At 35.6% G+C, this 23,088-nt stretch carries 26 protein-coding genes; 20 read left to right on the top strand and 6 right to left on the bottom strand.

All coding sequences use genetic code 11. The features are described 5' to 3' along the window. Positions 1 to 4: 4 nt before the first annotated feature. Both AADH04_RS02020 and AADH04_RS02015 read left to right on the top strand, forming a co-directional pair. The gene (locus tag AADH04_RS02020; RefSeq protein WP_434778590.1) at positions 5 to 589 is read left to right on the top strand and encodes a YdcF family protein; all 585 of its coding nucleotides are present in this window, start codon (positions 5 to 7) and stop codon (positions 587 to 589) included. A 201-nt stretch (positions 590 to 790) separates the two neighbouring features. After that, entirely contained in the window at positions 791 to 1,546 is a 756-nt protein-coding gene (locus AADH04_RS02015) for an SDR family NAD(P)-dependent oxidoreductase (RefSeq protein ID WP_434778589.1), read from the top strand. A 67-nt stretch (positions 1,547 to 1,613) separates the two neighbouring features. Here the strand turns inward: AADH04_RS02015 and AADH04_RS02010 are convergent, their stop codons facing one another. After that, complete coding sequence (locus AADH04_RS02010) at positions 1,614 to 2,492, bottom strand: tetratricopeptide repeat protein (RefSeq protein ID WP_434778588.1); 879 nt, start codon at positions 2,490 to 2,492, stop codon at positions 1,614 to 1,616. Between the two features lie 119 nt (positions 2,493 to 2,611). Between AADH04_RS02010 and AADH04_RS02005 the strand changes: the two genes are divergently transcribed. From AADH04_RS02005 to AADH04_RS01945, 13 genes are all read left to right on the top strand, one after another. After that, entirely contained in the window at positions 2,612 to 3,205 is a 594-nt protein-coding gene (locus AADH04_RS02005; RefSeq protein WP_434778587.1) for a septation protein A, read from the top strand. Next, positions 3,205 to 3,501: a YciI family protein gene (locus tag AADH04_RS02000; protein WP_434778586.1), complete on the top strand. Its 297-nt coding sequence runs from the start codon at positions 3,205 to 3,207 to the stop codon at positions 3,499 to 3,501. Before AADH04_RS02005 ends, AADH04_RS02000 begins: the two co-directional genes overlap by 1 nt. Beyond that, positions 3,498 to 3,764 carry a BolA family protein gene (locus AADH04_RS01995; protein ID WP_434778585.1) on the top strand — a complete coding sequence of 89 codons (267 nt, stop codon included), beginning with the start codon at positions 3,498 to 3,500 and terminating at the stop codon, positions 3,762 to 3,764. The genes AADH04_RS02000 and AADH04_RS01995 overlap by 4 nt, the downstream gene beginning before the upstream one ends. Positions 3,765 to 3,806: 42 nt before the next feature. Continuing rightward, on the top strand, positions 3,807 to 4,607 hold the full coding sequence (locus AADH04_RS01990) for a peptidylprolyl isomerase (RefSeq protein ID WP_434778584.1): 801 nt from the start codon (positions 3,807 to 3,809) through the stop codon (positions 4,605 to 4,607). 26 nt (positions 4,608 to 4,633) lie between these two features. Then, positions 4,634 to 5,401: a peptidylprolyl isomerase gene (locus AADH04_RS01985; RefSeq protein ID WP_434778583.1), complete on the top strand. Its 768-nt coding sequence runs from the start codon at positions 4,634 to 4,636 to the stop codon at positions 5,399 to 5,401. Between the two features lie 155 nt (positions 5,402 to 5,556). Beyond that, complete coding sequence (locus tag AADH04_RS01980) at positions 5,557 to 6,081, top strand: peptidylprolyl isomerase (protein WP_434779777.1); 525 nt, start codon at positions 5,557 to 5,559, stop codon at positions 6,079 to 6,081. A 2-nt stretch (positions 6,082 to 6,083) separates the two neighbouring features. Next, positions 6,084 to 6,575, top strand: coding sequence for a peptidylprolyl isomerase (locus AADH04_RS01975; RefSeq protein ID WP_434778582.1), 492 nt, complete (start codon positions 6,084 to 6,086; stop codon positions 6,573 to 6,575). 218 nt (positions 6,576 to 6,793) lie between these two features. After that, positions 6,794 to 9,853 carry a hypothetical protein gene (locus tag AADH04_RS01970; protein ID WP_434778581.1) on the top strand — a complete coding sequence of 1,020 codons (3,060 nt, stop codon included), beginning with the start codon at positions 6,794 to 6,796 and terminating at the stop codon, positions 9,851 to 9,853. A gap of 7 nt (positions 9,854 to 9,860) precedes the next feature. Beyond that, entirely contained in the window at positions 9,861 to 10,124 is a 264-nt protein-coding gene (locus tag AADH04_RS01965) for a hypothetical protein (RefSeq protein WP_434778580.1), read from the top strand. Between the two features lie 283 nt (positions 10,125 to 10,407). Continuing rightward, positions 10,408 to 10,752: a hypothetical protein gene (locus tag AADH04_RS01960; RefSeq protein ID WP_434778579.1), complete on the top strand. Its 345-nt coding sequence runs from the start codon at positions 10,408 to 10,410 to the stop codon at positions 10,750 to 10,752. Between the two features lie 101 nt (positions 10,753 to 10,853). Continuing rightward, positions 10,854 to 11,132 (top strand): hypothetical protein, encoded by a 279-nt coding sequence (locus tag AADH04_RS01955; protein WP_434778578.1) that lies wholly within the window; start codon positions 10,854 to 10,856, stop codon positions 11,130 to 11,132. A gap of 37 nt (positions 11,133 to 11,169) precedes the next feature. Further along, on the top strand, positions 11,170 to 11,523 hold the full coding sequence (locus AADH04_RS01950) for a hypothetical protein (RefSeq protein WP_434778577.1): 354 nt from the start codon (positions 11,170 to 11,172) through the stop codon (positions 11,521 to 11,523). Between the two features lie 9 nt (positions 11,524 to 11,532). Next, positions 11,533 to 11,796, top strand: coding sequence for a hypothetical protein (locus tag AADH04_RS01945; RefSeq protein ID WP_434778576.1), 264 nt, complete (start codon positions 11,533 to 11,535; stop codon positions 11,794 to 11,796). 398 nt (positions 11,797 to 12,194) lie between these two features. On the opposite strand, the gene prfH is transcribed toward AADH04_RS01945, so the two are convergent. The 3 genes from prfH to AADH04_RS01930 all read right to left on the bottom strand — a co-directional run bounded on the left by prfH (position 12,195) and on the right by AADH04_RS01930 (position 15,186). Beyond that, positions 12,195 to 12,809, bottom strand: a complete 615-nt coding sequence (gene prfH, locus AADH04_RS01940; protein ID WP_434778575.1) for a peptide chain release factor H — start codon at positions 12,807 to 12,809, stop codon at positions 12,195 to 12,197. Then, a complete protein-coding gene (locus AADH04_RS01935) occupies positions 12,806 to 13,864 on the bottom strand; it encodes an RNA ligase RtcB family protein (protein ID WP_434779776.1) in 1,059 nt (352 codons plus the stop codon). Before AADH04_RS01935 ends, prfH begins: the two co-directional genes overlap by 4 nt. Positions 13,865 to 14,172: 308 nt before the next feature. Then, entirely contained in the window at positions 14,173 to 15,186 is a 1,014-nt protein-coding gene (locus tag AADH04_RS01930) for a tyrosine-type recombinase/integrase (protein WP_434778574.1), read from the bottom strand. Between the two features lie 369 nt (positions 15,187 to 15,555). Here AADH04_RS01930 and AADH04_RS01925 point away from each other — a divergent pair, with 369 nt between their 5' ends. The 5 genes from AADH04_RS01925 (at position 15,556) to AADH04_RS01905 (ending at position 20,205) form a co-directional block, all read left to right on the top strand. After that, positions 15,556 to 18,381, top strand: coding sequence for a hypothetical protein (locus AADH04_RS01925; protein ID WP_434778573.1), 2,826 nt, complete (start codon positions 15,556 to 15,558; stop codon positions 18,379 to 18,381). A 1-nt stretch (position 18,382) separates the two neighbouring features. Continuing rightward, on the top strand, positions 18,383 to 18,856 hold the full coding sequence (locus AADH04_RS01920) for a hypothetical protein (RefSeq protein ID WP_434778572.1): 474 nt from the start codon (positions 18,383 to 18,385) through the stop codon (positions 18,854 to 18,856). Between the two features lie 12 nt (positions 18,857 to 18,868). After that, positions 18,869 to 19,048, top strand: coding sequence for a hypothetical protein (locus AADH04_RS01915; protein ID WP_434778571.1), 180 nt, complete (start codon positions 18,869 to 18,871; stop codon positions 19,046 to 19,048). 10 nt (positions 19,049 to 19,058) lie between these two features. Beyond that, entirely contained in the window at positions 19,059 to 19,733 is a 675-nt protein-coding gene (locus AADH04_RS01910) for a plasmid pRiA4b ORF-3 family protein (protein ID WP_434778570.1), read from the top strand. A gap of 64 nt (positions 19,734 to 19,797) precedes the next feature. Further along, entirely contained in the window at positions 19,798 to 20,205 is a 408-nt protein-coding gene (locus AADH04_RS01905) for a hypothetical protein (RefSeq protein WP_434778569.1), read from the top strand. Positions 20,206 to 20,329: 124 nt separating this feature from the next. On the opposite strand, the gene AADH04_RS01900 is transcribed toward AADH04_RS01905, so the two are convergent. Then, a complete protein-coding gene (locus tag AADH04_RS01900; RefSeq protein WP_434778568.1) occupies positions 20,330 to 21,037 on the bottom strand; it encodes a DUF4400 domain-containing protein in 708 nt (235 codons plus the stop codon). Then, the gene (gene traD, locus AADH04_RS01895; protein WP_434778567.1) at positions 21,027 to 23,084 is read right to left on the bottom strand and encodes a type IV conjugative transfer system coupling protein TraD; all 2,058 of its coding nucleotides are present in this window, start codon (positions 23,082 to 23,084) and stop codon (positions 21,027 to 21,029) included. Before traD ends, AADH04_RS01900 begins: the two co-directional genes overlap by 11 nt. Between the last annotated feature and the right edge of the window lie 4 nt (positions 23,085 to 23,088).

Raw genomic sequence — 23,088 nt, 5'->3', positions numbered from 1 at the left:
TTTTATGGGTATTTTTTTAAGTGTTTTGGGTGTAGTGATTTTTTCACTTTGGCTCGCTTGGCAAATTGAACAAACGGCCAAACTGAGTGCTGATCAAACTGCTGATGCAGCTATTGTGTTGGGCGCTGCTGCATGGGGGAAAAACCCTTCTCCTGTTTTTAAGGAGCGCATTCGTCATGCTGTTAACCTGTATCAAGAAGAAAAAGTGCATACCCTTATTTTTACAGGGGGAACCAGAAAAGAAGGGTTTGATACCGAGGCTGAGGTTGGTAAGCGGTATGCCATGAAATTGGGTATACCAGAACGTGATATTATTGTCGAAGAGAAATCTCATAATACCGTTGAAAACCTTATCTTTACCAAAAAGGAAGTAGCTGATCTTGATTTAAACAGCTTCCTTATTGTCAGTGATCCTTATCATATGTATCGGGCAATGCTTATTGCTCAGGATGTTGGATTAAATGCGCTTCCATCACCGACACCATCATCTAAATTTACACAGCCAAAAAGTCAATTAAAGTTTTTATTTAATGAGGTGATCAATAGTTTTGCCTATTGGTTTTCACGTTTTTTCGATAAGTTTGTTTAACACGACCATTTCAGTACATTTTATTCCGTTCTATTTTTAATCATTAATTACAGCTCAATATCAAGCCAGATAAAAATAAATATTATTTATCTGGCTTTTTTGTGTCTTGCTGTTTAGGAGGGAACTTTAGCTTATATATATAAACTAATTAAAACAACATAAAAATAATGAATATCAATATGAGAAAAGGAGTACATGATAATGCGTTTACAAAATAAAGTGGCTGTTATCACAGGAGCAGCAACAGGAATTGGTCGTGCGACAGCTTTATTGTTTGCACAAGAAGGAGCTAAATTGGTTTTAACTGATGTCAATGAGGTAGGCGTTCAAGAAGTTGTGAATGAAATAAAACAGTTACAAGGGCAGGCAATTGCGATTAAACATGATGTCACTAAAGAAGACGATTGGCAAAAAGTTGCTCAAAAAACGGTAGAAGAATTTCAGCGCATCGATATATTATTTAATAATGCAGGGATTTATATTATCAAGCCACTTGTCGATATCGAGCTACAAGAATGGAATAATTTGATGGCTATTAATGTCACAGGGCCATTTTTAGGTATGAAACATATTATTCCCATCATGGCAAATCAAAAAAGCGGGTCTGTTATTAATGCTTCTTCTATTGCTGGCCTTAGGGGGGCAGCAGGACATGCACTATATGGTGCAAGCAAAGGAGCGGTGAGAACCATGACTAAAGACGTGGCTATTGAATATGCCGCAGATAATGTCAGGGTGAATTCTATTCATCCAGGTTACATTAAAACAGAAATGGTCCAGTATGCTGCTCAAAAAAGCCATAAAACACTGGAAGAAATTGGCGCTGCTTATCCATTAAAGAGGTTGGGAGAAGTGGAAGATGTTGCTAAAACTGTATTGTTTTTGGCTTCGGATGATGCGGCTTATACAACAGGATGTGAGTTTATTATAGATGGTGGTGTGACCAGTAAAGCATAATAAACAATTTTAAAATCAAGTCTTTATGGTTTTTTTGTGAAAAGACTTGATTTATTATCATGATTTATTATCGATTAGGTTTACTTTTTTCTGCCTCTTGTTCTCTGAATGCGGCTAAAGCTTTTTCCTCTTCTTCTTTTGCTTTTAGTGTTTCTTGTTCAATTTTATCTTGTACTTCTTTAACAGATTTTTCTGGCATTTGTTTGATCAAGGCAATAATCGTATTTTCCAATATATCATTTTGATACCCCATTTGCTTTGATTGTAAATAGTAGTAGTAAGCCTGTTTTTGGTTCTCAACTGTCACAGGATCCAAATGTTCATATAGTTGTCCTAGGTAAAAAGCAGCTTGACCAAACCCCATAAGTGTTGCTTGAGTCAATAATTCGATGGCTTTTTTCTCATCTTTAGGTATGCCTTTGCCTTCGTAATATAGCGCAGCTAATGCATAAATAGACTCAGCACTACCAAGGTCAGCTCCTTTTTGGAACCAAGAACGAGCGCTGTCAATATCAGCCGTAAGTTCTTCATCAATTCCATTTAAATAAGCAACACCTAAATTATAACAAGCATCTTTATTACCATTATCAGCAGATTTTTTATACCAGTTTATTGATTCTAAAGTATTTTGTGTTAGGTTTAATGCGCCTATACTGTATGCGTATCCCAGTGCAAACTGTGCTTGTGGTTGATTCAGATTGGCAGACTCTTGATAGTAGGCCAAAGCAATTTTGGTGTCAGCAGATAATCCTAATCCATTTTCATACATCCAAGCTAAATAGTACAGAGCATCTGCATCAGGTTCTTTTCCTTGAGTAATAGATTGAAATTCTTGATAGGCTTGTTTGTAATCGCCTATTTCATAAGCCAGTTTTCCATCTAAAAAATCAGCATGTACGAAGCTACAAGCCAGTAATAGAGTCAATCCCCAATATTTTTTTTTCATTGTTCAGCGTACTTTTTTTTAAAGATTATGAATTATTCTAACAAAATTATTTTATTGTTTGAACTTTATTCGACTTTTTGTGCCAAAATAGCACTTTATTTTGATTTTGTTAGCGATAAATGAAGATTTTCAGTGATTTTTTGGCCCTTATATTATTTTTTGCCGTGTATTGGTTCACTTCAAAAACCCATCCAGAGCAAGCTATTTATATTGCAACAGGTGTTGCTGTTACTGTTGCCATTATTCAAGCAGCAGTTATTTTGTATAAACACAAAAAAATGGATGTTTTACAAATCATTAATTTTAGCGTAGTGGTTGTTTTTGGCACAATTGCCATTATATTCCATAATTCGGAATTTATATTGTGGAAACCAACCATTATTGCTTGGGCAATGGCCATTGCTTTAGCCATTTCACAAATAGTCAATAAAAATGGATTGAAGTTGATTTTACAAAAGGAAATTAGCCTTCCTGAGGTTGTTTGGGCACGTTTAACTTATGCATGGCTCAGTTTCTTTATTATTATCGGTGTGGTTAATTTATTGGTTGCCTATAATTTTAGTCAGGATATATGGGTTAAATATAAAACTTTTGGTGCATTGGGGTTAACCGTTGTTTTTGCGATTGCACAAGCAATCTATTTAAGTAAACATGTAGTAGAAAATAAAGAAGCCATTCCAGTAAATGATGGTCAAGAAGAAGGAAAAAACTAATGTATTATATGTTATTAGGTGAAGATGCTCCGAATATGTTACAGATGCGTTTAAAAGTACGTGCAGAGCATTTGACCAGATTACAGGTTTTACAGCAGGAAGGTCGATTATTATTGGCAGGTCCTAACCCTGAAACAGAGGACGAACAGCATTCAGGTGTAACAGGTAGTTTAATTGTGGCCCAGTTCGACTCTTTAGCACAAGCACAAAAATGGATGCAAGAAGATCCATATAGTTTAGAAGGTGTTTTCCAAAAAGTGACCGTTAAACCATTTAAAAAAGTATTTCCGTCATGAAAACTGCCGATCAGATTAAAAAACGATTACAATGCTTTGCGCCACAGTATATTGAGGTAATTGACGACAGTCACTTGCATCAGGGGCATGCGGGTAATCGAGGAGGGGGCCATTATACTGTATTGATTGTGAGTGATCAGTTTCACCATAAAAATAGAGTGCTTAGACAAAGAATGGTCAATGAGGCTTTGGATGACTTGTTTGAACAGGCTATCCATGCCTTAAGTATTAAAGCTTTGACAGCGAAAGAGTATTTTTCTTAAATTAAAGTAGTCACTAATTATCCCTTTTTAGGAGTTTATAGAATGAAAAAAAACGTAATTTATTCTTGCATTGTTGCTGCAATGTTATCTACCAGTGTTATTGCTGCACCAGTTGTAAAAGTAAATGGTCAGGCAATTGATAAATCACAAGTAGATGCCGAAGTAGCTGCAATCAAAGCACGCACAAATGGACAAACTCAAGATTCACCTGCTTTACGTGAAAATATTCAAAATCAATTGATTACTCAAGTTTTGATTGAGCAAGAAGCAAAAAAACGTGGTTTGGATAAAACAAAAGATTATCAAACTGCATTAAATAATCTTCAGTCTCGTTTATTATCAGAAGCATTTGTTGCTGATGTGGCTAAGAAAAACACAGTCAGTGATTCAGATGCCAGAAAAATATACGATCAAATGGAAAGTAATTTGAAAGGCACTCAAGAAGTTAAATTAAGACAAATTGTGACCAATAAAGAAGCTGATGCAAATAAAGCAATTGCAGAGTTAAATAAAGGCAAAGATTTTGCTGCTGTTGCCAAAACATATTCTTTAGATGTCAGTAAAGACAATGGTGGATTAATTGATTCTTATGAAAACCTAAAAGCTTTTGAAATGGGTGCGCCTGAAATTTTTGCTGCAATTAATCCATTGTCAAAAGGACAATATAATAAAACCCCTATCCAAGCCAATGGAAATTTTGTTATATTAAAAGTGGAAGATAAACGTAATGCAGTTGTGCCTAAGTTTGATGATGTAAAAGCACAGATTAAAGATGATTTATTACGTCAAAAAATTGGTCAAACTGTAGAAGAGTTGCGTCAAAAAGCGACTATTTCTAAATAATAAAGATTTTTGCAAGGAAGGTAATCATGGGAAAAAAAACGGTTTGTGTGGCTTTATTGGCTGCTTTAGCAGCGATCAGTTTAGCTGTACCAATGAAAGCAGATGATATTCGCGTCAAAGTTGTGATGGATGAATATTTGAAGCAGACTAAAAATGCAGTTTCACCAGAAGATAAAGCCCAAACTGAAAAATTGATCGCCAGCAATTTATACAAAAATGATATCCTGAAAAGCGAAGCTTTGAAAAAAGGGTTAGATAAAGATCCTGAAGTTCAAGCAGCCTACGCGAATATGGAAGCCAATTTTTATGCACAGGCGTTGGCGGCGGATTATGCCAAAAAGTTGAAAATTACTGATGCAGCTCTTGAAAACACCTATAGACTACTGACTCAAGAATATAAAATCAATCAAATTGAGTTTAAAACAAGACAAGAAGCCAATAAGGCTTTAGATTTGTTGAAAAAAGGTAAGGTTTTTGAAGAGTTGGCAAAAGAAGTTTCAGCAGAGCGGTATATTGCTGTTGATCAATTACCATGGTTACCAATTGGGCAAATTCAATCTAATGAGATGGTAGAGACCATTATTCATGGTACAAAAGGGACAATTTTTGATGAACCAATCATGATTCCAAATGGTTTTGCTTTAGTGAAGTTAGAAGGTATACGTCCAAGCACTAGTGCTGAGAAACCAGATTTTACCGCAATTAAAACCGAGTTAGAGCAAACAACCATTGCTATGGAAACAGGGCTTTATTTGAAAAAAATATTAAAACAAGCTGGTTATAAACCAGAATAATGATACATGGTATCAGAACATTATTTATCAAATCGGGCAGTCTGGATATATTCAGACTGCCTGAAGCTTTATTTGGCTAAAAGTAAACCATTAGTTAGGAGTAGTATTTTATGAAAAAATTATTATTGGCTTCCATTCTTATTTTACCTTTGAATATGGCTATAGCAGAAACATTGGTTACCATTCAAACCAATCAGGGTAATATTGATTTGTCGCTGGATGAAAAAAAAGCGCCTATTACTGTACGTAATTTTGTCAGTTATGCACAAAAAGGATTTTATGATGGAACGATTTTTCATCGAGTGATTGATGGCTTTATGATTCAAGGTGGTGGATTTGATAAAAATATGAAAGAAAAAGCCACGGACAAACCGATTATCAATGAAGCGACCAATGGATTAAAAAATACTGTGGGCACCATTGCTATGGCACGTACTAATGACCCTAATTCAGCTTCTTCCCAGTTTTTTATTAACGTCAATAATAATGATTTTTTAAACCATAAAAATAAAACAATTCCTGGATATGGTTATGCTGTGTTTGGTAAAGTCACAAAAGGCATGGATGTTGTCAATAAAATTGCAAAAGTAAAAACTGCCTCAAAAGGTATGTATGATGATGTACCTGTGGCGCCTGTTATTATTAATAAAGTAGTTGTACGTCCAGTAAAAGGAAAATAAAGATGATTAAACTAAGTACAAATTTTGGTGACATTGTTTTAGAGTTAGACCATGAAAAAGCACCAAAAACAGCCGCAAACTTTGAGTCTTATGTAAAAGAAGGATTTTACGATGGAACGATTTTCCATCGAGTGATTGATGGCTTTATGATTCAAGGTGGTGGATTTGATGAAAAAATGAATCAAAAAGAAACCAAAGAACCTATTGAAAATGAAGCAGCAAACGGTTTAAAAAATGACTGTTATACTGTTGCAATGGCCAGAACAATGGCACCACATTCGGCTTCTTCTCAATTTTTTATTAATGTTAAAGACAATGATTTTCTGAATTTCCGCTCAGCAGATGCAAATGGTTTTGGCTACTGTGTATTTGGAAAAGTGGTAGAGGGGCAAGATATCGTTGATCAAATTAAAGGTGTGGCAACTGGTAGAAGTGGTATGCATCAAGATGTGCCTAAAGAGAATGTGGTGATTACCAAAGCTGAAATAATTTAATGAATTGTTTGTATTTATTTAAACCTCTTAGTGGATAAATCTAAGGGGTTTTTCTTTTATTGTATAAGCAATAAATAAATGTTTTATAATTATTTTTAATGTTTTTAGTATAATATATTTATTGTTTATTTTAATATAAGTAATGGTGTGTAAAATTTCAATGTAATATTGTATAATCATGAAATTAAGAAACCAAATATATACCTATATTAAATTCAATGGAACGGCCAAAGCTAGAAATAGACTTAGAGATATTACAGCAGCAACGACAGCTTCGTGAACAAGAAGAGCAGCAGCGTATTGCTCAAAAGCTACCTGAGGCTACTGAAGAGGTGCAACAAAAGTTACAACAAGATAACCCTCTTAAAGATTATCCCCTTGAACACCAAAAACAACTGACCAATGCTTTAGCTGTAGAAGTTGCTCGTAGTCCAACAGGACAAAAGATAGAAGGTAAGATCACCATCAGCAATGGCAGTTTGCTTGCCCATTTAGATAAAGGCCTTCCCGTTCATATTGATATTCAAAAAGTACTGGCACAACATGAATCAGAATTGCCTGAGGGGAAACAAAAAAATATTAATCCAGAACGACAAAAGCAGATTAATGAACAACTGGCTCTTTTTAAAATAGATGAACAATTAGCCAAATTTAGCCCAAAACAGCAAGAATTACTTAAAGAGATTATGGTACAACTGATTCATGAGCACGCTGGTGATCCACCTAAGCTTAATTTAATCAGAAATCTGGAGAATAAAGATGAATTACAGCTCATTACAGCCAATAATAAAAATTTAAGTTTTCATCCTCAACAATACCTAGAACAATTTAAAGATCAGTTACAAGCAGAACGCCCACCTTTATCCGATGAACGGCAAAAACAAATTAATCACTTAATGCAAACGCATGGTGTTGATATGCAGTTTGAGCAGAAATTTGATCAAAAGCATTTTAATACTTTATATGGTGCCATAGGATACAGTATCCAAAACCATACAGGCACACCACCATTAGTCAATGATATTCGTGTAGATGAAAAACAGATCAACATAGAACTTGCTGATGGTTACCAACTCAAAATAGACACCCAAGCTGTTTTAAATGGCGAGGTAGACCTTGAAAATTGTGCACAACGAGAACGCCTCCCTGTTATCGCACAAAGAGGCGAAACAGGAGAGAGCCTAGGGCGTAAGCTTGATCCAGAGAACCCCAAAGCAGCTTATGGTTATTTACTGGCGACAGAGCAGATAAAACTCATCAGGGGTGATGATGGTCATGCCATTCCCAATATCAGACCCGACAAAGCCTACCATTACGATCCTAATCAATATGATCAAGCCCAAAAACAAGATTTGAGTAAGGTTGCTGGGTTAGCGATAGCCAAAGAGAGTCAATTTAATCAAGCCTTAGATCAGGCTAGAGCAGAGCTGGCTGCACAAAAGAAACAAGAAGAACAACTCAAAGTTCAACAACAAACCGAACAAGCCAACCTCAATAAAGGGCAAATGAGTGAAGACCCTTATTATCAACAGATGCGCAAAGAACAAAAGTTTGATCCGTTCAGTTATGCTCAAAAAAACAGACCCAAAAACACTCAAGAAGTGATTATCGCCACCTTGGGGTTAATGACCCCCAAATTTAGCCCCAGCAGTAGCCCCTATTCACACAGATCCCCCATTCAAGGTGGCAGCAACCTATTAGACAAAGCCAATCACCTAAAAAACGACGTATTACAAAACTACACCCATTTAGAAAACAAACTTGCCCAAGTCTTAAAAGTGGATGCCAATGACCATAGCTGGCTCGCTTACGGCAAACGATACGCTGCTTCCCAAATAGGCGCGAACAAAGGTGCTGCCTTATGGGCAGAAGAGACCGTCACAGGCACAGTAAGCCTTGCTGTTGGGGCAGCCAAAACCGTGGGTGCCACCAAAGTAGAAAGCCTGAATGCTTTAAGCTTTGGATTACTTTCAAAAGTTGCGCCCAACTTAGTTGAAAAGTCCAGAGCCCATAATGCCGAAGTGGCGCAAACCACCTTAAATATTGGTAAAACAGTACTTAATTACAGCAAAGATGCCACTTTAGATAACCTGAATAAATATAGTTTTGGTACATTAGGGAAGAACTTTGAAAGCGTGAATCAAGCCAGCCAAAGACAACAAGAACGAGCGGAGCAAATTTATAACTGGGGGACAAACCAGCTAAAAGAAGGCAAACAAGCGTATTTAACAGGAGACTTTAATACCCAAGCGAAACAGGTTAAAGTAGGTATAGATGTTTTGACCGTTTTTGCACCCATGACTAAAGGTTCTTTAGTCAGCAAAGGCATGAAAGCAGCCGATGGTCTTGCGGATATAAGCAAACTGGAAACAGCGACAGCTAAACTGACGCAAAACGCCTTAAAAACAGGGGAGATTAGCGAGCTTAAATACATCAAGAATGCAGACAATACCCTAGATTTAAGCTTGAAGATGAAGGTAGAACAAAAAGGTGTGTTTGGGCCACAACCCCAGCCGCACAAACCCACTCAAGTCACCCCTAAAATGAGTATTCAGCCATTAGAACAACAAGGCACACAACTGAGTAAACTTAAGTCATCAGAACAGACCTTGGCTCAAATCACCAAAGATGCGTTAGAGAAAGGTGAGATCAGCTTACAGTCAGGTAAAGAGCTGGAATTGGGGATGAAGTTGAAATATGGAGAGCGTGATATAAGTAAAGCTGTTCATGTAGAGAAAAAAATAAATGAAGTAGAAAATATTGTTAAAGTTCCAGATGGCGTGCCTTTAACCCAAAAACAAGTTGATGAAATTGTAGCCATTCCAAAAGGGCAAAGACCAGACCCTTCTGAATACTTACCTAAAGAGTATATTGATCAACATCTAGAGTTGTTTAAAGATGGGGCAGGTCGAATTCAATTACAAGAAAGTTATAATAATTGGGGAATAACTCAGAGGGATGGTACATCGTTTGTATTACCAAAATCAGAATCTGAGGCATTAAAGAATTTAAGTAGTAGAGAAATGGAAATTTACTTAGGTTTGCCTGAGGGGCAATTGAGTCCAAAACTTTTTTCTCAAACACAAGTGTTGCAAATTGATATTCCTCCCCAAAAATCTCTAAATGTAAGAGTTCCTTCTGGAAATGAGGCGGGAGCAAATTCTCAATGGATACCTGGTGGAAAATTACCTACTGGAGGCAATGAAGCAATTATTGATGCAACAGGATTAGTTGAGAATAAAGACTATTTTATTAATGTAATTAAATTTAAGGAATAATTTTATTATGAGTAATACAACTTATTTTGTAGATAAGATAAACAGATTTACTATTGGACAATTTCATGAAATAAATAAATATTACATATCCATTCCTGTTAGAAATATGCTTATCGATTATGATGAGTATTATGAGATAAATAAAGATACATTTGATAAATTTTTAGATGACCCTCAAACAGCATTGCCTTTTGTTGAGCAATGCAGGGAAAGAAAGCTAGATGATTTACTTATTTTAAAACCAGGTAGAGATCGTGGTGATCCTGTTTAGTAGTTTTTTAGTAATCTAACTGTTAAAGAAAAATTTAAAAATTAAATTGTTTTGAATACAAAAAAATTTCGGTTTTCTTTTCTATTAAATAATTTATAGTGAATAAAATCTATAAATAATGTCAATTTTTATGCAAAATTCATCATTGTAAAAGATGATTTTGTAATCAGATTTAAAACAGTAAATATTGAAGCTACAAACATTCCATATGAGTTATCAGTTTCAGTTAATGATTTATTAAAAGAAGGCTATATAAGACAAATTAAATAAAGGACTGAGAAAATTGAAAAATTTGAATATTGGGGTAAAAAAATTATTTGAAGGTATAGAAGAAGTATCTCATAAGACAAAATACAATATTGATTGCGAGGGAATTGTAATAGGTATTAGTGATTTTTATGAAAATAATTTGCGTTATTTAGAAGAAAAAATTGGTGAAAATGAATTTGCTGAACTAATTAGTCATGAGAGTTTTGTAAAAGAGACAGTTTTATTTGATGTTTATAAATCTCAACAAGGGTTGGAAGTTTATTTTTGTATTAAAGATGGATATATTATTTTATTATCTTATGGTGAATTTCAACCTAATCGATATATGCTTTTCTTAGAAAGTATATGGGAAAACTAGTTTGATCATTTAGAAGAAAAAATTACACAAGAAATATTAAATCAAGGAGTAATTAGTTTGCTGCTAAAGTTGGAATAAATTTTGCTACCATTTTGATTTCCATGACTAAAGGTTCTTTAGTCAGCAAAGGCATAAAAGCAGCCGATGGTCTTGCGGATTTAAGCAAGTTAGAAACAGCGACAGCTAAACTGACGCAAAACGCCTTAAAAACAGGAGAGATTAGCGAGCTTAAATACATCAAGAATGCAGACAATACCCTAGATTTAAGCTTGAAAATGAAGGTAGAACAACCCAAAGGCGTATTTGGGCCACAACCCCAGCCGCACACACCAACGCAAATTACCCCTAAAGTGAGTATTCAGCCATTAGAACAACTCTGAGTACTTACCTAAAGAGTATATTGATCAGCATTTAGAGTTGTTTAAAGATGGGGCTGGTCGAATTCAATTACAAGATAGGTATGAAAGGTTTGGTTTAGCTCAAGTTGATGGAACTTCTTCTGTCTTTCCAAAAAGTGATGCAGAAGCTGTGCTTAGGTTAAATCGTTCTGAAATGGAAAGTTATTTAGGTGTACCGAAAGAGCACTTAGATAGAAATAATGTATTACACATTGATATCGAATATAAAGATTCTTTAAGTTTGAGAGTTCCAACTGGAAATGAAATTGGAGCTAACTCACAGTGGATTCCAGATGGTAAGTTACCAGAAGATGGGAGAGCAGCTGTAATTGATGCCAAATCATTAGTCGAAAATCAAGACTATAAAATTTAAGGATTAGTTATGGACTATACAGATTATTTTTTGGACAAAGTAAACAGATTTGCTATTGGAAAATTAAATGATGAGAATAAGTATTATGTGGCAATTCCTGTTTCAAATATGGTTGTTGATTATATGGAATATTATGAAATCAATAAAGAAATGCTTGATAGTTTTTTAGGAGAACCCGCTAAAGCGCTTTCTTTTGTTGAACGATGCCGAAATAGAGAGATGGATGAATTATTAATCTTTAAGCCTGGGCGAGATCGAGGAGAACCAGCATGAAAAAAAGTATTAATAAATCATTTTAAATAGTGCTAGAAAGATGGTCTAAGTAAACAAAATAATTGTGGGAAATGGTTCCTGTAATACCTAGTGGAAAATTAACGAGAATATTTATCACTTATGGCGGCAAAAGCAAAAAGATGATGCTGATACAAGTTATCGCTGTTGGGTTAATGCGGGTGTTTTTTCACTTTTAATTTATGATATGCTTTATTCATATGATGAAATGAAAGAGTATGTATCTCATTGAGGCATGTATGCTACCAATTTTACCTTTTAAAAATAAGGTAGTTTCAGACTGTAAACAGTCTACAAGTTTTTTTTATTTTTTACATTTATCTTTTTGTTGAAATTATCCTTCTATCTTTAAGATAAAAGGATAACTGACCTTGTGGTGATTACCTTTCTTTAAAGTCCATTCCAGTAAATACACGAATGGGGTTGCCTCGTTCTAGCTGATGATGTTGCAAACGTCTTTGTGCTTTGTTATGAGCTTGTTCAAGGTTCTGTTGTTCATTTAATTTAAACTGAATCAGTAATTTTGCTAATTTTTTGTTCGCATATTGGCTGCGTTCATTTTGCACTTTTACTGAAATGCCTGTCGCTAAATGGGTGGCACGCACAGCAGAACAGGTTTTATTGACGTGTTGTCCTCCAGGCCCAGAAGCTTTAATTGCTTCAAAACAGATTTTGTCATCAAAGATGATTTGTTCTGTTGTAAAAGACTGTACGCCAATAAACCAGTTTTTCCGCCCATGGTTTGGGCGGTAAGGGCTTTGACAAACCCATTGAACGGTACCGACCCATTTATTTACGAGTATATTCGCTTGTTCACCATCTAGACTTAATAAAACTGAGCGTACAGTGCCTAATTTACGCCCTTCTTCACATTCTTGAATTTGTGCATCCACATCATATGTTTTTGCTTCTTTTAAAAAAAAGTGAAGTGCTTTATAGGTTGCCAGTGCGCATTCATCAGGGCCTTGAGCAGAAGAAAATTGAATCAGAATCATATTTTCTCCTTTAAGGTTTTATAAGTGAGTACAGGTTTTAAGCGAGCAAGCACTTTGATGATTTTTGCCTGTACCAAACTGTCAATGACCGTTTCAATGGATTTATAAGCTTGAGGCGCTTCTTCATAAATCAGTTCTCGATTATCGCAAATAAATCGGCTGTTAAAGTGAGAACGCGTCAATTGATCAACTGTATAGTGGTTTTTTAACCGCCCTTTACAGTCTGTTCTGATCCATTTGCGACCTGCACCATGAGCTAAAGAGTACAAGCTGTCTTTCGTTGCAATAGGTTGTACCAGATAACTATAATCGCCTCGTGAACCAGGAATAATAGCCAAGCCTTTATCAGCAGGGGCAGCACCTTTTCGATGAAGCCAGCCATTCATGCCCTCAATTTGTTTTTGTTCAATAAAGTTATGAAATAAATCCAATAATGGGACACCAGTGGCTTTGACTTTGCTTAAAATTCGTTGGGCAATTAATTGGCGGTTCAGCGTTGCATACTCTAGTGCCAATTGTTGTTGTGTCAGATATGCTTGAGCATATTCTGTGTCATCATCTAAACCATGATGTCCAAACTGATCGACATGACTTCGGCCAATCGTGCCGCCAAAACCTCTAGAACCGCTATGCACCAAAAGTTGTAAAGCTTTTTTGTTTAGCCCAAGTTGATCCGTTATTTCTGCTTCATATAAAGTATCCACTTGTTGAAATTCAGCAAAATGATTGCCAAGACCTATTGTGCCTAAAGAAGAAACAAATTGATTCTGGCGTAATTGTTCTGGCAAATTTGCTTCAATTATTTCCTCATCAAGTGGCAGATCAATACTGCCTAAACGTTTTTCTAACTTATTTAGGTGTAACTTAGCAATAGTAATATCTGTTTGCCAAAACGCCATGCCACAACCAATATCTCCTCCTATAAGTGCTGGGTAAAAACGTTGTGTAGAAAAGAATGCCGCACCAATTGGGTAACCTGTACCAGGATGCAAATCTGGCATGCCTACGACTTTTGCTATGTTAGGTAATTTTGTGATCGCTTTAAGCTGATCAATGGCTTTACCTTCAATCCATGTGTTATCTGACGCAATATGAGAAATTTAATTTAGATATTTTGTTTGACTTAATTTACTTTAAATACAAATTTACAGCAATCACCTGAAATTATTTATTCATTTTAGTGTGACTAACTTCACAAATTTTATTTCATTATAATTATTTCATTTAAAAATGCAACAATTTTCACTACATTTAAAAATAAAAAGATAAAAAAAATTATTTGGCATTTGTTGTAAATGCAACAATTCCTTTATTTAGCATTGAAATAAAGTGTTTTGAAACTAGATTTAAAAACAGAGGTTAATTATGAGTACTTCAATCGTGGATGATGTTTCTTATGAAGTTCTTTTAAGTAGTCTATTGCAGTATGTAAATATATGCTGGTTATTTCCAAAGAAGTATGTCCTAATAAATCTCTTACAACAATTAAATTAGCACCATGATCAACCATGTGGCTTGCAAATGAATGACGCAACCAATGACTACTGATTAATTCATTCCTATTTTCCATCAAGCCAGCTAATGTCGCATATTTTTTTATTATATAATTAACCATTCTTTGGGTTAAATGAGATCGTATTTTTTTCTTGATGATTTTATTACCACGATTATGTGTTTTGTGCCGATATTTTTGTCCAATAAATAAAAAATCAGTAATTTCTCCTTTCAGTATAGAGGGGCGGGCATTTTTAATATAATCATTCAATGCCTCCGCAGCCTGTTCTCCAAAACAAACTATACGTTCTTTATTACCTTTTCCCACTACCTGAATTACTCTATTTTTTAAATCAACTTTTTCCATAGTTAATGTTACAAGTTCTGTGACCCTGAGGCCTGTAGCGTAAAGTAATTCAAGTATGGCTATATCTCTTATGAAAAGTGGGGAATGAATATCACCAGGTACTTTTAATAAAAGGTTCACCTCGGTTTCAGAAAGAAATTTAGGGAGTTTTTTTTTATGTTCACGGTATTGAGTTGTGTCTATGTTTTTTAAAGGGTTGTTTTCTACAATTCTATTTTGCTTAAGGTAATCATAAAATTTTCGGCATGTACAAAATGCCCTAAAGGAAGTCCTTTTACTTTCAAAAGGAACGATAATGATGTTTAGCAGTTCTTTAAGACTTATAATCAAGAAGTTTTTCTTCTGTTTTTTTAGACGGTTATTGATTTTTTTTAGATCTGCTTGATATGCAATAACTGTATTTTTTGAGCATCCTTCAATAAATTCAGCCTCAAGAAGAAAATCGTCAATAATAGTAGTGATATCTTTAGATTGGGTATTTATATGTCCGTTAGTAGTTGTCGTATGAATATTCATAATAAACTCATTTAGGATGAAAATGAGGTAAATATATATGATATGGAAAATTTAATAAAATATAATATTTAAATTGATTGTGTGTGAATATAAAAACTTGTAGTAAATAGTGTTTTGTTTTTTTATTTGCTAAAAATTTTCTACTGATATAATTTAAGTTAATTACTATTGATGAAAAATATGATGTTTATCCATGGTTTATTTTTTTATTTGTAAAAATAATTCATATAATTTTATGAAATCTTTTATTTATGTTTAAAAAAATATTTTCGGTTTAATTTTTTTTTATGTTTTTGAAATAGAATTTTAGTCACATAAAATAAGTTAATATAATATAATTAGATAATCTGATTATTACTTTATTTTGTTATGGATCGCCCCCAAATAGAAATAGACTTAGAGGTTCAGCAACAGCAACGCTGGTTGCGTGAACAAGAGGAGCAACAGCGCATTGCTGAGAAGCTCCCTCAGGCTATGGAGGAGGTGCAACAACATTTAGAAAAAGACCAAACCCTCAAAGATTATCCTACCGAACAACAAAAACAACTGACCGATGCCTTAGCTGTAGAGGTGGCTCGTAGCCCAACAGGGCAAAAGATAGAAGGTAATATCACCATCAGCAATGGCAGCCTAATGGCTTTTTTGGATAAAGGCATCCCAGTTCATGTCGATATTCAAAAAGTATTGGCACAACATCAGCCAGAATTACCCGATGGACAACAAAAAAGTATTGATCCAGAACGACAAAAGCAGGTTGATGAATTGTTAAACCTATTTAATGTAGATAATCAGCTTAAAGATCACTTTAGTCCGAAGCAACAAGAATTATTAAAAGAGGCAATGGCTAAGCAGCTTGATGAATATGCAGGCGATCCACCTAAATTGATGGCTTTAAGTTACGATGATAAAAAACAAGATTTCTACTTTGTCACCAAACGCAATGAACAGCAACATCTTAATCCCAATCAATACCTAGAGCAGTTTAAAGAAGAACTGCAAGCAGAACGTCCACCCTTATATAAGGGGAGAGAAAATCAGATTATCAACCTATTACGCCAAGATCATGGTATAGATAACAAGATAACCGCTCAATTTTCAGAAAAGGATTTCCTATCTTTAGCCAATGCAGTGGGTAAAAGTGTGCACCAACACACAGGTACGCCACCAACTATCAGTCATTTAGACATCACAGAAAAACACATTAAGATTGATTTAAATGATGGTTATCGATTAACACTGGATCCACAAGCCATATTAGAAGGTAAAAGTATTGACGAGTATTTACAAAAAGAGCGTATTCCCGTTATTGCCCAAAGAGGTGAAACAGGGGAAAGCTTGGGGCGTAAACTGGATCCAGAGAACCCCAAAGCCGCTTATGGTTATTTACTGGCAACTGAGCAAGTCAAATTAATTAAAGGGGACGATGGTCATGCCATACCCAATATCAGACCAGATAAAGCCTATCATTATGATCCAAATGAACACACAGAAGCACAAAAGCAGCAGTACCGCACAATTGCTGGAGAAGGTATTGCGACAGAAACAAAGATTAATCAACAAATAGATAGTGCTCGAGTCGAACAGGCTAGGCGTGAACAAGAAGAAAGACAACTTAAAGCACAACAGCAAACTGAACAAGTAGCTTTAGCCAGAGGATCCATGAGTGAAGATCCCTATTATCAAAAGCTACGTCAAGAACAAAAGCTAGACCCCTATAGCTATTCTAGACAGTACAAAGCCAAAGATAATGAAGTTGTTCTAGGAATGTTGGGTAGTGTGAACCTAAATAAACTACCTCTGCCAGAACCAGTGAAACACTGGGGGGTAGAAGTTTATCGAGCCACAGAACAAAGAGTGCTGAACCAAAAAGCAGCATTCGAAACAGGGTTGAATATGGTTACAGGTATGGGCAGTAGAATGGCCGCTGGTGTAACCTCAATTCCTGCTGCGGCTATTTATGGTACAGAAGCAGCTGTAGCCATCCAAAATGATATCAAAGAACGGTATACCTATACACCAAGTGCCTCTACTCAAGAGATTATTCAAAAGAATATAGGTCAGCCATTAGCTCCTTACTTAAGGCAGCTGGAACAAGGTATAGAATCCGTTAGACAAAGCAATGTGGATACTTATGGTTTAGCTGGTACGGCATTATTATTTGGTTCAGCAGAAGCATTAAGTGAGTTTATTCCTGTTAAAGGCAAACAGCTGGCAAAAGTGTTTAAAATGGGTGGTGGTGATACCCTTTCAGCCATTACTAAACATAAAATTAATATAGGTGATATCAGCAATATCAAGCATGCTGATAGTGGGCTGAGCTTTAATATCAAATACACACAACCCACAAGCAATTTTAGCCAAACACCTGTGATACAAAAGAACATAACCGTTCCTTTATTTACCGAAAAACATATCTCATTGACTAAGGAAGCGACAGGGCAGTTTACAGGAGTCAAAGCTGATCCGAACAGTAGCTTCAGAATCAATGTAGAAAATACCGTCTTACCCAGAGTATCAAAAGAGATTATTTACCCAACTGAAGCTCCAAGCCCTTTAAGCTATAAAGCAACCCAGTTTGTACAAGATTTAAAAACTGTGGGTTTAACCGCAGAAGAATTTAGAAACCTTAATCTGAAGTCAGTGGATACCTGGACAGATATAGAAACACAGAAGATGAAGCAGCTTCGAGAAATGGTTCCTAAAATCACCACAGAAACAGAACTACAAAAAGCCATCCCCTTAGAAAACGTGGACAAATACTTATCTGGAGAATGGGATCCAGTCGTAGCTGGTTATATAGCCAGAGCAGAAGATGTCAAACACTTAAAAAATTATGATGAGGTATATGAGTCATTAAGATTGGATTATTCAGGTACGAGGTTTCCAGAAGATGGGGCAGGTTATGGTATTGTTCGATTTAGAACAAGTGAAGTACAGGATTTAAGTATCCCATATGGTTCAAAATTAGGTGGGACAGATACAAGCTCAGCTCCTGCGACAAGAAATGGGTTTTTATCGTCAAGGAATGGGGAGGTTATTCCAGAGTGGAGGTTTAAAGATGGGTTTGATAAACCACCGAGAGATGGGGCAGAACTATATAAAGTGGTTGATGGTAAAGAAGAACTTGTAGGACGATATATTAAATCAGAAGACGGCGATGGCTATTTTATGAAGATTCCAAAAAAGGCGAATTAATATGATTAGAAATGGCGTATACACATTATATCAAGGAAAAGAGTACATGTTAGGAGAAACTATTCTTGAAAATGAGCCAATAAAATATTGGGTTAAATCAATGGACTCAAATGATTTAGCTAATGGTTTCTATTTATATGAAAGACCCAAAACAATGATAATAAAGGGGGTCGAATATGAATTACCTCCAAGGGAAATAGGAAAGCCAAATGTATATTTAAAAGACATTACTCCATCTGAAGTAGATGAGGTATACGACGTAAGCACATTTGGTTACTATGAAGGCTATCTTGTTGTTATCAACTCTGAAAGAGAAAACACTTATTGTTTAGGTGTTCCAGAGAATCAGGCTCTTGCTAGGAAATTAGGTTTTGAAGAAATTGAACGTGGAGTGCTGAGAAAGTGGGTACCGAAAGAAAAAGTAGAACGGATTTTTGAAGAAAAACGCCCATTACCCCATTTTTTTGGTTTGTAAAAATTAACTATTATGATGAAAACTCTTTATATTGTTCAAAGTTTTACCGCTCAAAAAAAAGGTAAAACAACAGAATTAATTGCTGATACACCGATCCAGTGTGGCAGTGCTGAAGAAGCTAAAAACAGAGCAGAACGCTTTGCTGATAAAAGGGCTGGTGAGGTTCCTAGCGGTATCTTAGAAAGAGACTGATCATTAAAGTATGAAGCATTATTATCAATTAAAAGTTGGCTTAAATGATCTGTATCCTAATATCTGGCGACAAATTATTGTTCCTGCCTCAATTTCGTTAGATAGATTAAGTGATGTGATTCAAATTGTAATTGGTTGGGAGAATATAGCCTCTCATTATTGGGCAACCGCTTCAGGGGAATTTTTTGCCGAATATATTCCACCACGTAAAAATACAGGTGTTTCTTTAGAGAATCAGATGCCTTTATTTGATATTTTGAATAAGAAAGGTCAAGAAATGGAGTATATGTGTGTCATAGAATCAGATGACTTATCCAGATCGGATCGGTGGCGGCATATAATTCTATTGGAAGATGATCATTACAAACTTTCCCTATATGAAAAAGAGGATGATCGTTTACCATTTGTGCGATGTGTTGCTGGTTTTGGCAAATGCCCGCCAGAGAATGTAGGGGGAATAGGTGGGTTTTATGCTTATAGACAAATAATGACAGAACGTAAACAACCACAGTTTGGTAATATGTTTAGAGAACATGGTGGCATCAATTGTCCTAACTGCCATATATATGACCCAAATTATTTTGATATTGATACGGTAAACAGAGAATTGAAGAAATACTGCCGTTGGTCCAGAAACCGTCATTATTTATGGTTAGAAGAAGAGGATTTAGATTCTTCTTGGTAGGTATAAGTGATTACTGTACTCAATTGTTTTTAAAAACATGCTTTAGATAAAAATCAACATCATTATGGCAGAATCTTCATATTATTACTTTAATTGTTTTACGGCTAATCTAGGTAAACCAGCTGAAGAGCTAGATTTCCATGGTTTTGGACCTCCTACTATTGATCAGTATTTTTATGATGCCGAATTTTTTATGATACCTCATGCAGTTTTAAATAAGGTCAAGATTGTTTATATAGTTAAATTTCCTAAAGATAAACGTTCAGAAGAGTTGATAACAAAAGCTCAGCAACTTGGATTAAGTGTCTGTCGAGTATATTTTTCTAAAAAAAATTATGATTCCTGGTTAAATACACCTAAAGGTAAAGAGGATGGGAGTTATAAACGCTGGATGGAATCAGTTGCATCTAAAATACTTTTAGATGATCAAACCTACTACCCATATAAACAAGAAGAGGGATTGTTTCATTAGTAAAGGTTACTCTTTTTTTACAATTTTAGTATAAGTATAATTGCATCGTACGATACATATTTTAAAAACAATATTTTTATATTGAATAATTTAAATTTTGAATTGTTTTTGCTAAAAAATCACATTACAAATATTTCTTCAGGAATTTAGCCTGTAACCAGACCAATAACGCGAATATTGTACATGGAATAATAAGCAATATCGGTGAAATCGTTATTGGCATAGCTAAGTAGATCACGATACTTAGCCAGATAATACCACTTCTCCAGTATTTTGCCCGATGGTAAATACCAGCACTTTCACGACCAGCATTCTTTTGCCTTATGGCTCTGGCTACAAAACCATCAATTACTGCAATCAAAATAATGATCAATGTAAATAAACCAAAAAATGCAAGATAACCCATGCGGATACTAATGAGTTTAATGGTCTGATCAAATTGCTTCAGTAAATCAATATGGGGTACCAGGTATTTTTGTTTAAAAACATAACCTGAGTCACCTTCAGTTTGTGCTTTTAAAGCCTTATTTATTTGAGTCCATTCAAAAAAGACAGTGCTTAATGCAAAATAAGCATATCTACTTGCTATGACATTAATAGGGGGGCTATTTTCTTCATTTTCAGAGTCCAATATAGAAGAGTAGCCTGAAGTCATTTCTAAGGTTCTTACTTCTTGTTCCAGCAAACTTTCTGTACTGAAATAACTTTGCGTAATGATAGAGGTACCAAAGACAATACAAACAATAAATAAGATAATTCCAGCAACTTTAAATGGCTGAATTAAGAACTTTAAAGCAATTGAGTTTAAGAAATAACCACTATCACTGGCCATAATGTTCACCTTCTATAAAAGCATGTTCTTGCACCTCTAGGGTTTCAGATAAGCGTGATTTATCCTTCATCTTTGCAGCAATATCTTGGATATGTTCTGGCACTTCTTCAGTAGGGTCTTTTTCAGGTAAAGGCATTCTGATTTTGTATAATTGACCACCTTCAATCAAAGCAAAAGCCTGTCCTTTTGGTAAAGCTACTAAGTCTGCTGGTTCAAGCATCGGTACTGCTTCTGCGCCAATTCTATCCTCATTTCTTGAACCAAAATCTTCATGTGAATCAGGAAAGGCAACGTCATTTGCGCCAGATACTAGGGTGCTGTTCTGGATTTTGACTTGTGGTAATTGATTCGTGAGCATCTCTGCTGTTTCTGGAGATTTAACTCTTAACATGATCAAAGTGTTTAAGTTACCACCGATCTGTGCTGCTTTAGCAGATGAACCGATTTTCGCTTCAACGTCTGACCATGTTTGTGTATAAACTGTGACTTGATACCCTGCGCCACCAGCCTTATTTAAGAGGGGAATGAACTCATCACCAATCAACTCATTAAACTCATCTGCATGTATGGCCACTTTTCTTTTGTTTGCCTGTACGCTTTGCCCATAACCTGAACCATGCTTGTATATTTGACCAGCCAATGAGGTAAGGTCTGCGAACATAGCATTACCCACGGCTGCTGCAACCTCAAAATCACTTAATGCGTCTAAACCAATATAAACGACTGCATCAGATTCAATGACTTTGCGCCAATCCATTAAAGGACGTTGATCATCTAGGTTATCTGGTCTAGGGCTAATCAGTTCAGATACGTCTCCAGTAGTGAGTTTTTCTAGTAAAGGGTATAAAGAGGATACTAATTTCTCAAAGTAGCTTCTATCGTTGGATAAAATAGTCATTAAAGCGTCTATGATGTCATCACTGTGGTTTTCTGCTTTAATGAAGTTGGCCAACATCATTGTGTCTAAATTACGTCCTGCTTTGTTGGCTTGTTGTTTAATGGATTTTAGGGTAGGTGAATCATCTTCAGCCAAAAATGCTTCATACTTTTCTGCCCAATTAGGATCAGCTTTATTGAGCTTCAATTCAAAGTATTCTTTGGCAATTTCATCAACATTAGAAGCAAAACGATAAATATCTACATAAGTTGGCTTAATGGATAATGCTTCCATTGTTTTGGTCAATACATTTATGTATCGCCAAACGAACTCTTTAAAGGCTGCGGATTGACCTTCTCCTGGTAATTGATTGGCAATACGAGTTGCTACTTCAGTGATACGGCCAAAATCCCCAATAGGGTTATACCGACATGAAAATTCAGGAAACCCCAAGTGAAACATATAAAAGGGGCGATTAGCTTTAGCTGATTCTACATACATGCGAATGAGCATGTCTGCATCCCCTTTAGGGTCAAAAAATATAGTGACATCACCTCTATGTATATCTTGAATCACTAATGTTTCTGCCAAACGAGTTTTACCCACACGAGTGGTACCAATCACAGCGGTATGACCAACTCGTTCACCCAGATCTGACCAGATGTTTCGTTCATGAATTTCGACACCATGGATTTCTGGAGAGCCGCCAACTGGTGGTAAAGGTGCAACTGGATTCCACCACTTACTCGATCTAGTGAGTTTGGTGAGCTGATTTTGCCCTTTATGATTGATTTCATATTCTCTTGCCCATTTATATAATCTTGAAGAGTCCAGTAAATGTCTATTTTCTGGTTGTCTGGCAAAGAATAATCTTTGTGTATGCTCTTGCGTCCATCTAAATCCTAACCCTAAAAACATGGCTTTGTCGGATACTGGCACTTCATTGGCTGTTAAACCATAATAGGGCAGTTTACGTAGACTTTTTCTGAAGCGCATAATACGTATGGCTTGTTTACTACGCCACAGTAGCAATACACCCAATATACTTAAACAGATCATTGTTAAATTGGGTGGCATTGGGAAATACAGTAATGGGTAAATGGCTACCATAATGGTACATACTGAAACCCATTCATAAGGTGGTCTATATACGTTTTCTGGGCTACTCATCTCA

It is taken from the genome of Neisseria sp. Ec49-e6-T10 (assembly GCF_051132615.1).
In the GTDB taxonomy this organism is placed as follows: domain Bacteria; phylum Pseudomonadota; class Gammaproteobacteria; order Burkholderiales; family Neisseriaceae.
This window is presented reverse-complemented; position numbering and strand designations above follow the sequence as displayed.

What these genes read in the sequence shown, in the direction of transcription:
- AADH04_RS02020 (WP_434778590.1), top strand. Translation starts at nt 5, where the DNA reads ATGGGTATTTTTTTAAGTGTTTTGGGTGTAGTGATTTTTTCACTTTGG.
- AADH04_RS02015 (WP_434778589.1), top strand. Translation starts at nt 791, where the DNA reads ATGCGTTTACAAAATAAAGTGGCTGTTATCACAGGAGCAGCAACAGGA.
- AADH04_RS02010 (WP_434778588.1), bottom strand. Translation starts at nt 2,492, where the DNA reads ATGAAAAAAAAATATTGGGGATTGACTCTATTACTGGCTTGTAGCTTC.
- AADH04_RS02005 (WP_434778587.1), top strand. Translation starts at nt 2,612, where the DNA reads ATGAAGATTTTCAGTGATTTTTTGGCCCTTATATTATTTTTTGCCGTG.
- AADH04_RS02000 (WP_434778586.1), top strand. Translation starts at nt 3,205, where the DNA reads ATGTATTATATGTTATTAGGTGAAGATGCTCCGAATATGTTACAGATG.
- AADH04_RS01995 (WP_434778585.1), top strand. Translation starts at nt 3,498, where the DNA reads ATGAAAACTGCCGATCAGATTAAAAAACGATTACAATGCTTTGCGCCA.
- AADH04_RS01990 (WP_434778584.1), top strand. Translation starts at nt 3,807, where the DNA reads ATGAAAAAAAACGTAATTTATTCTTGCATTGTTGCTGCAATGTTATCT.
- AADH04_RS01985 (WP_434778583.1), top strand. Translation starts at nt 4,634, where the DNA reads ATGGGAAAAAAAACGGTTTGTGTGGCTTTATTGGCTGCTTTAGCAGCG.
- AADH04_RS01980 (WP_434779777.1), top strand. Translation starts at nt 5,557, where the DNA reads ATGGCTATAGCAGAAACATTGGTTACCATTCAAACCAATCAGGGTAAT.
- AADH04_RS01975 (WP_434778582.1), top strand. Translation starts at nt 6,084, where the DNA reads ATGATTAAACTAAGTACAAATTTTGGTGACATTGTTTTAGAGTTAGAC.
- AADH04_RS01970 (WP_434778581.1), top strand. Translation starts at nt 6,794, where the DNA reads ATGGAACGGCCAAAGCTAGAAATAGACTTAGAGATATTACAGCAGCAA.
- AADH04_RS01965 (WP_434778580.1), top strand. Translation starts at nt 9,861, where the DNA reads ATGAGTAATACAACTTATTTTGTAGATAAGATAAACAGATTTACTATT.
- AADH04_RS01955 (WP_434778578.1), top strand. Translation starts at nt 10,854, where the DNA reads ATGACTAAAGGTTCTTTAGTCAGCAAAGGCATAAAAGCAGCCGATGGT.
- AADH04_RS01945 (WP_434778576.1), top strand. Translation starts at nt 11,533, where the DNA reads ATGGACTATACAGATTATTTTTTGGACAAAGTAAACAGATTTGCTATT.
- prfH (WP_434778575.1), bottom strand. Translation starts at nt 12,809, where the DNA reads ATGATTCTGATTCAATTTTCTTCTGCTCAAGGCCCTGATGAATGCGCA.
- AADH04_RS01930 (WP_434778574.1), bottom strand. Translation starts at nt 15,186, where the DNA reads ATGAATATTCATACGACAACTACTAACGGACATATAAATACCCAATCT.
- AADH04_RS01925 (WP_434778573.1), top strand. Translation starts at nt 15,556, where the DNA reads ATGGATCGCCCCCAAATAGAAATAGACTTAGAGGTTCAGCAACAGCAA.
- AADH04_RS01920 (WP_434778572.1), top strand. Translation starts at nt 18,383, where the DNA reads ATGATTAGAAATGGCGTATACACATTATATCAAGGAAAAGAGTACATG.
- AADH04_RS01915 (WP_434778571.1), top strand. Translation starts at nt 18,869, where the DNA reads ATGATGAAAACTCTTTATATTGTTCAAAGTTTTACCGCTCAAAAAAAA.
- AADH04_RS01910 (WP_434778570.1), top strand. Translation starts at nt 19,059, where the DNA reads ATGAAGCATTATTATCAATTAAAAGTTGGCTTAAATGATCTGTATCCT.
- AADH04_RS01905 (WP_434778569.1), top strand. Translation starts at nt 19,798, where the DNA reads ATGGCAGAATCTTCATATTATTACTTTAATTGTTTTACGGCTAATCTA.
- AADH04_RS01900 (WP_434778568.1), bottom strand. Translation starts at nt 21,037, where the DNA reads ATGGCCAGTGATAGTGGTTATTTCTTAAACTCAATTGCTTTAAAGTTC.
- traD (WP_434778567.1), bottom strand. Translation starts at nt 23,084, where the DNA reads ATGAGTAGCCCAGAAAACGTATATAGACCACCTTATGAATGGGTTTCA.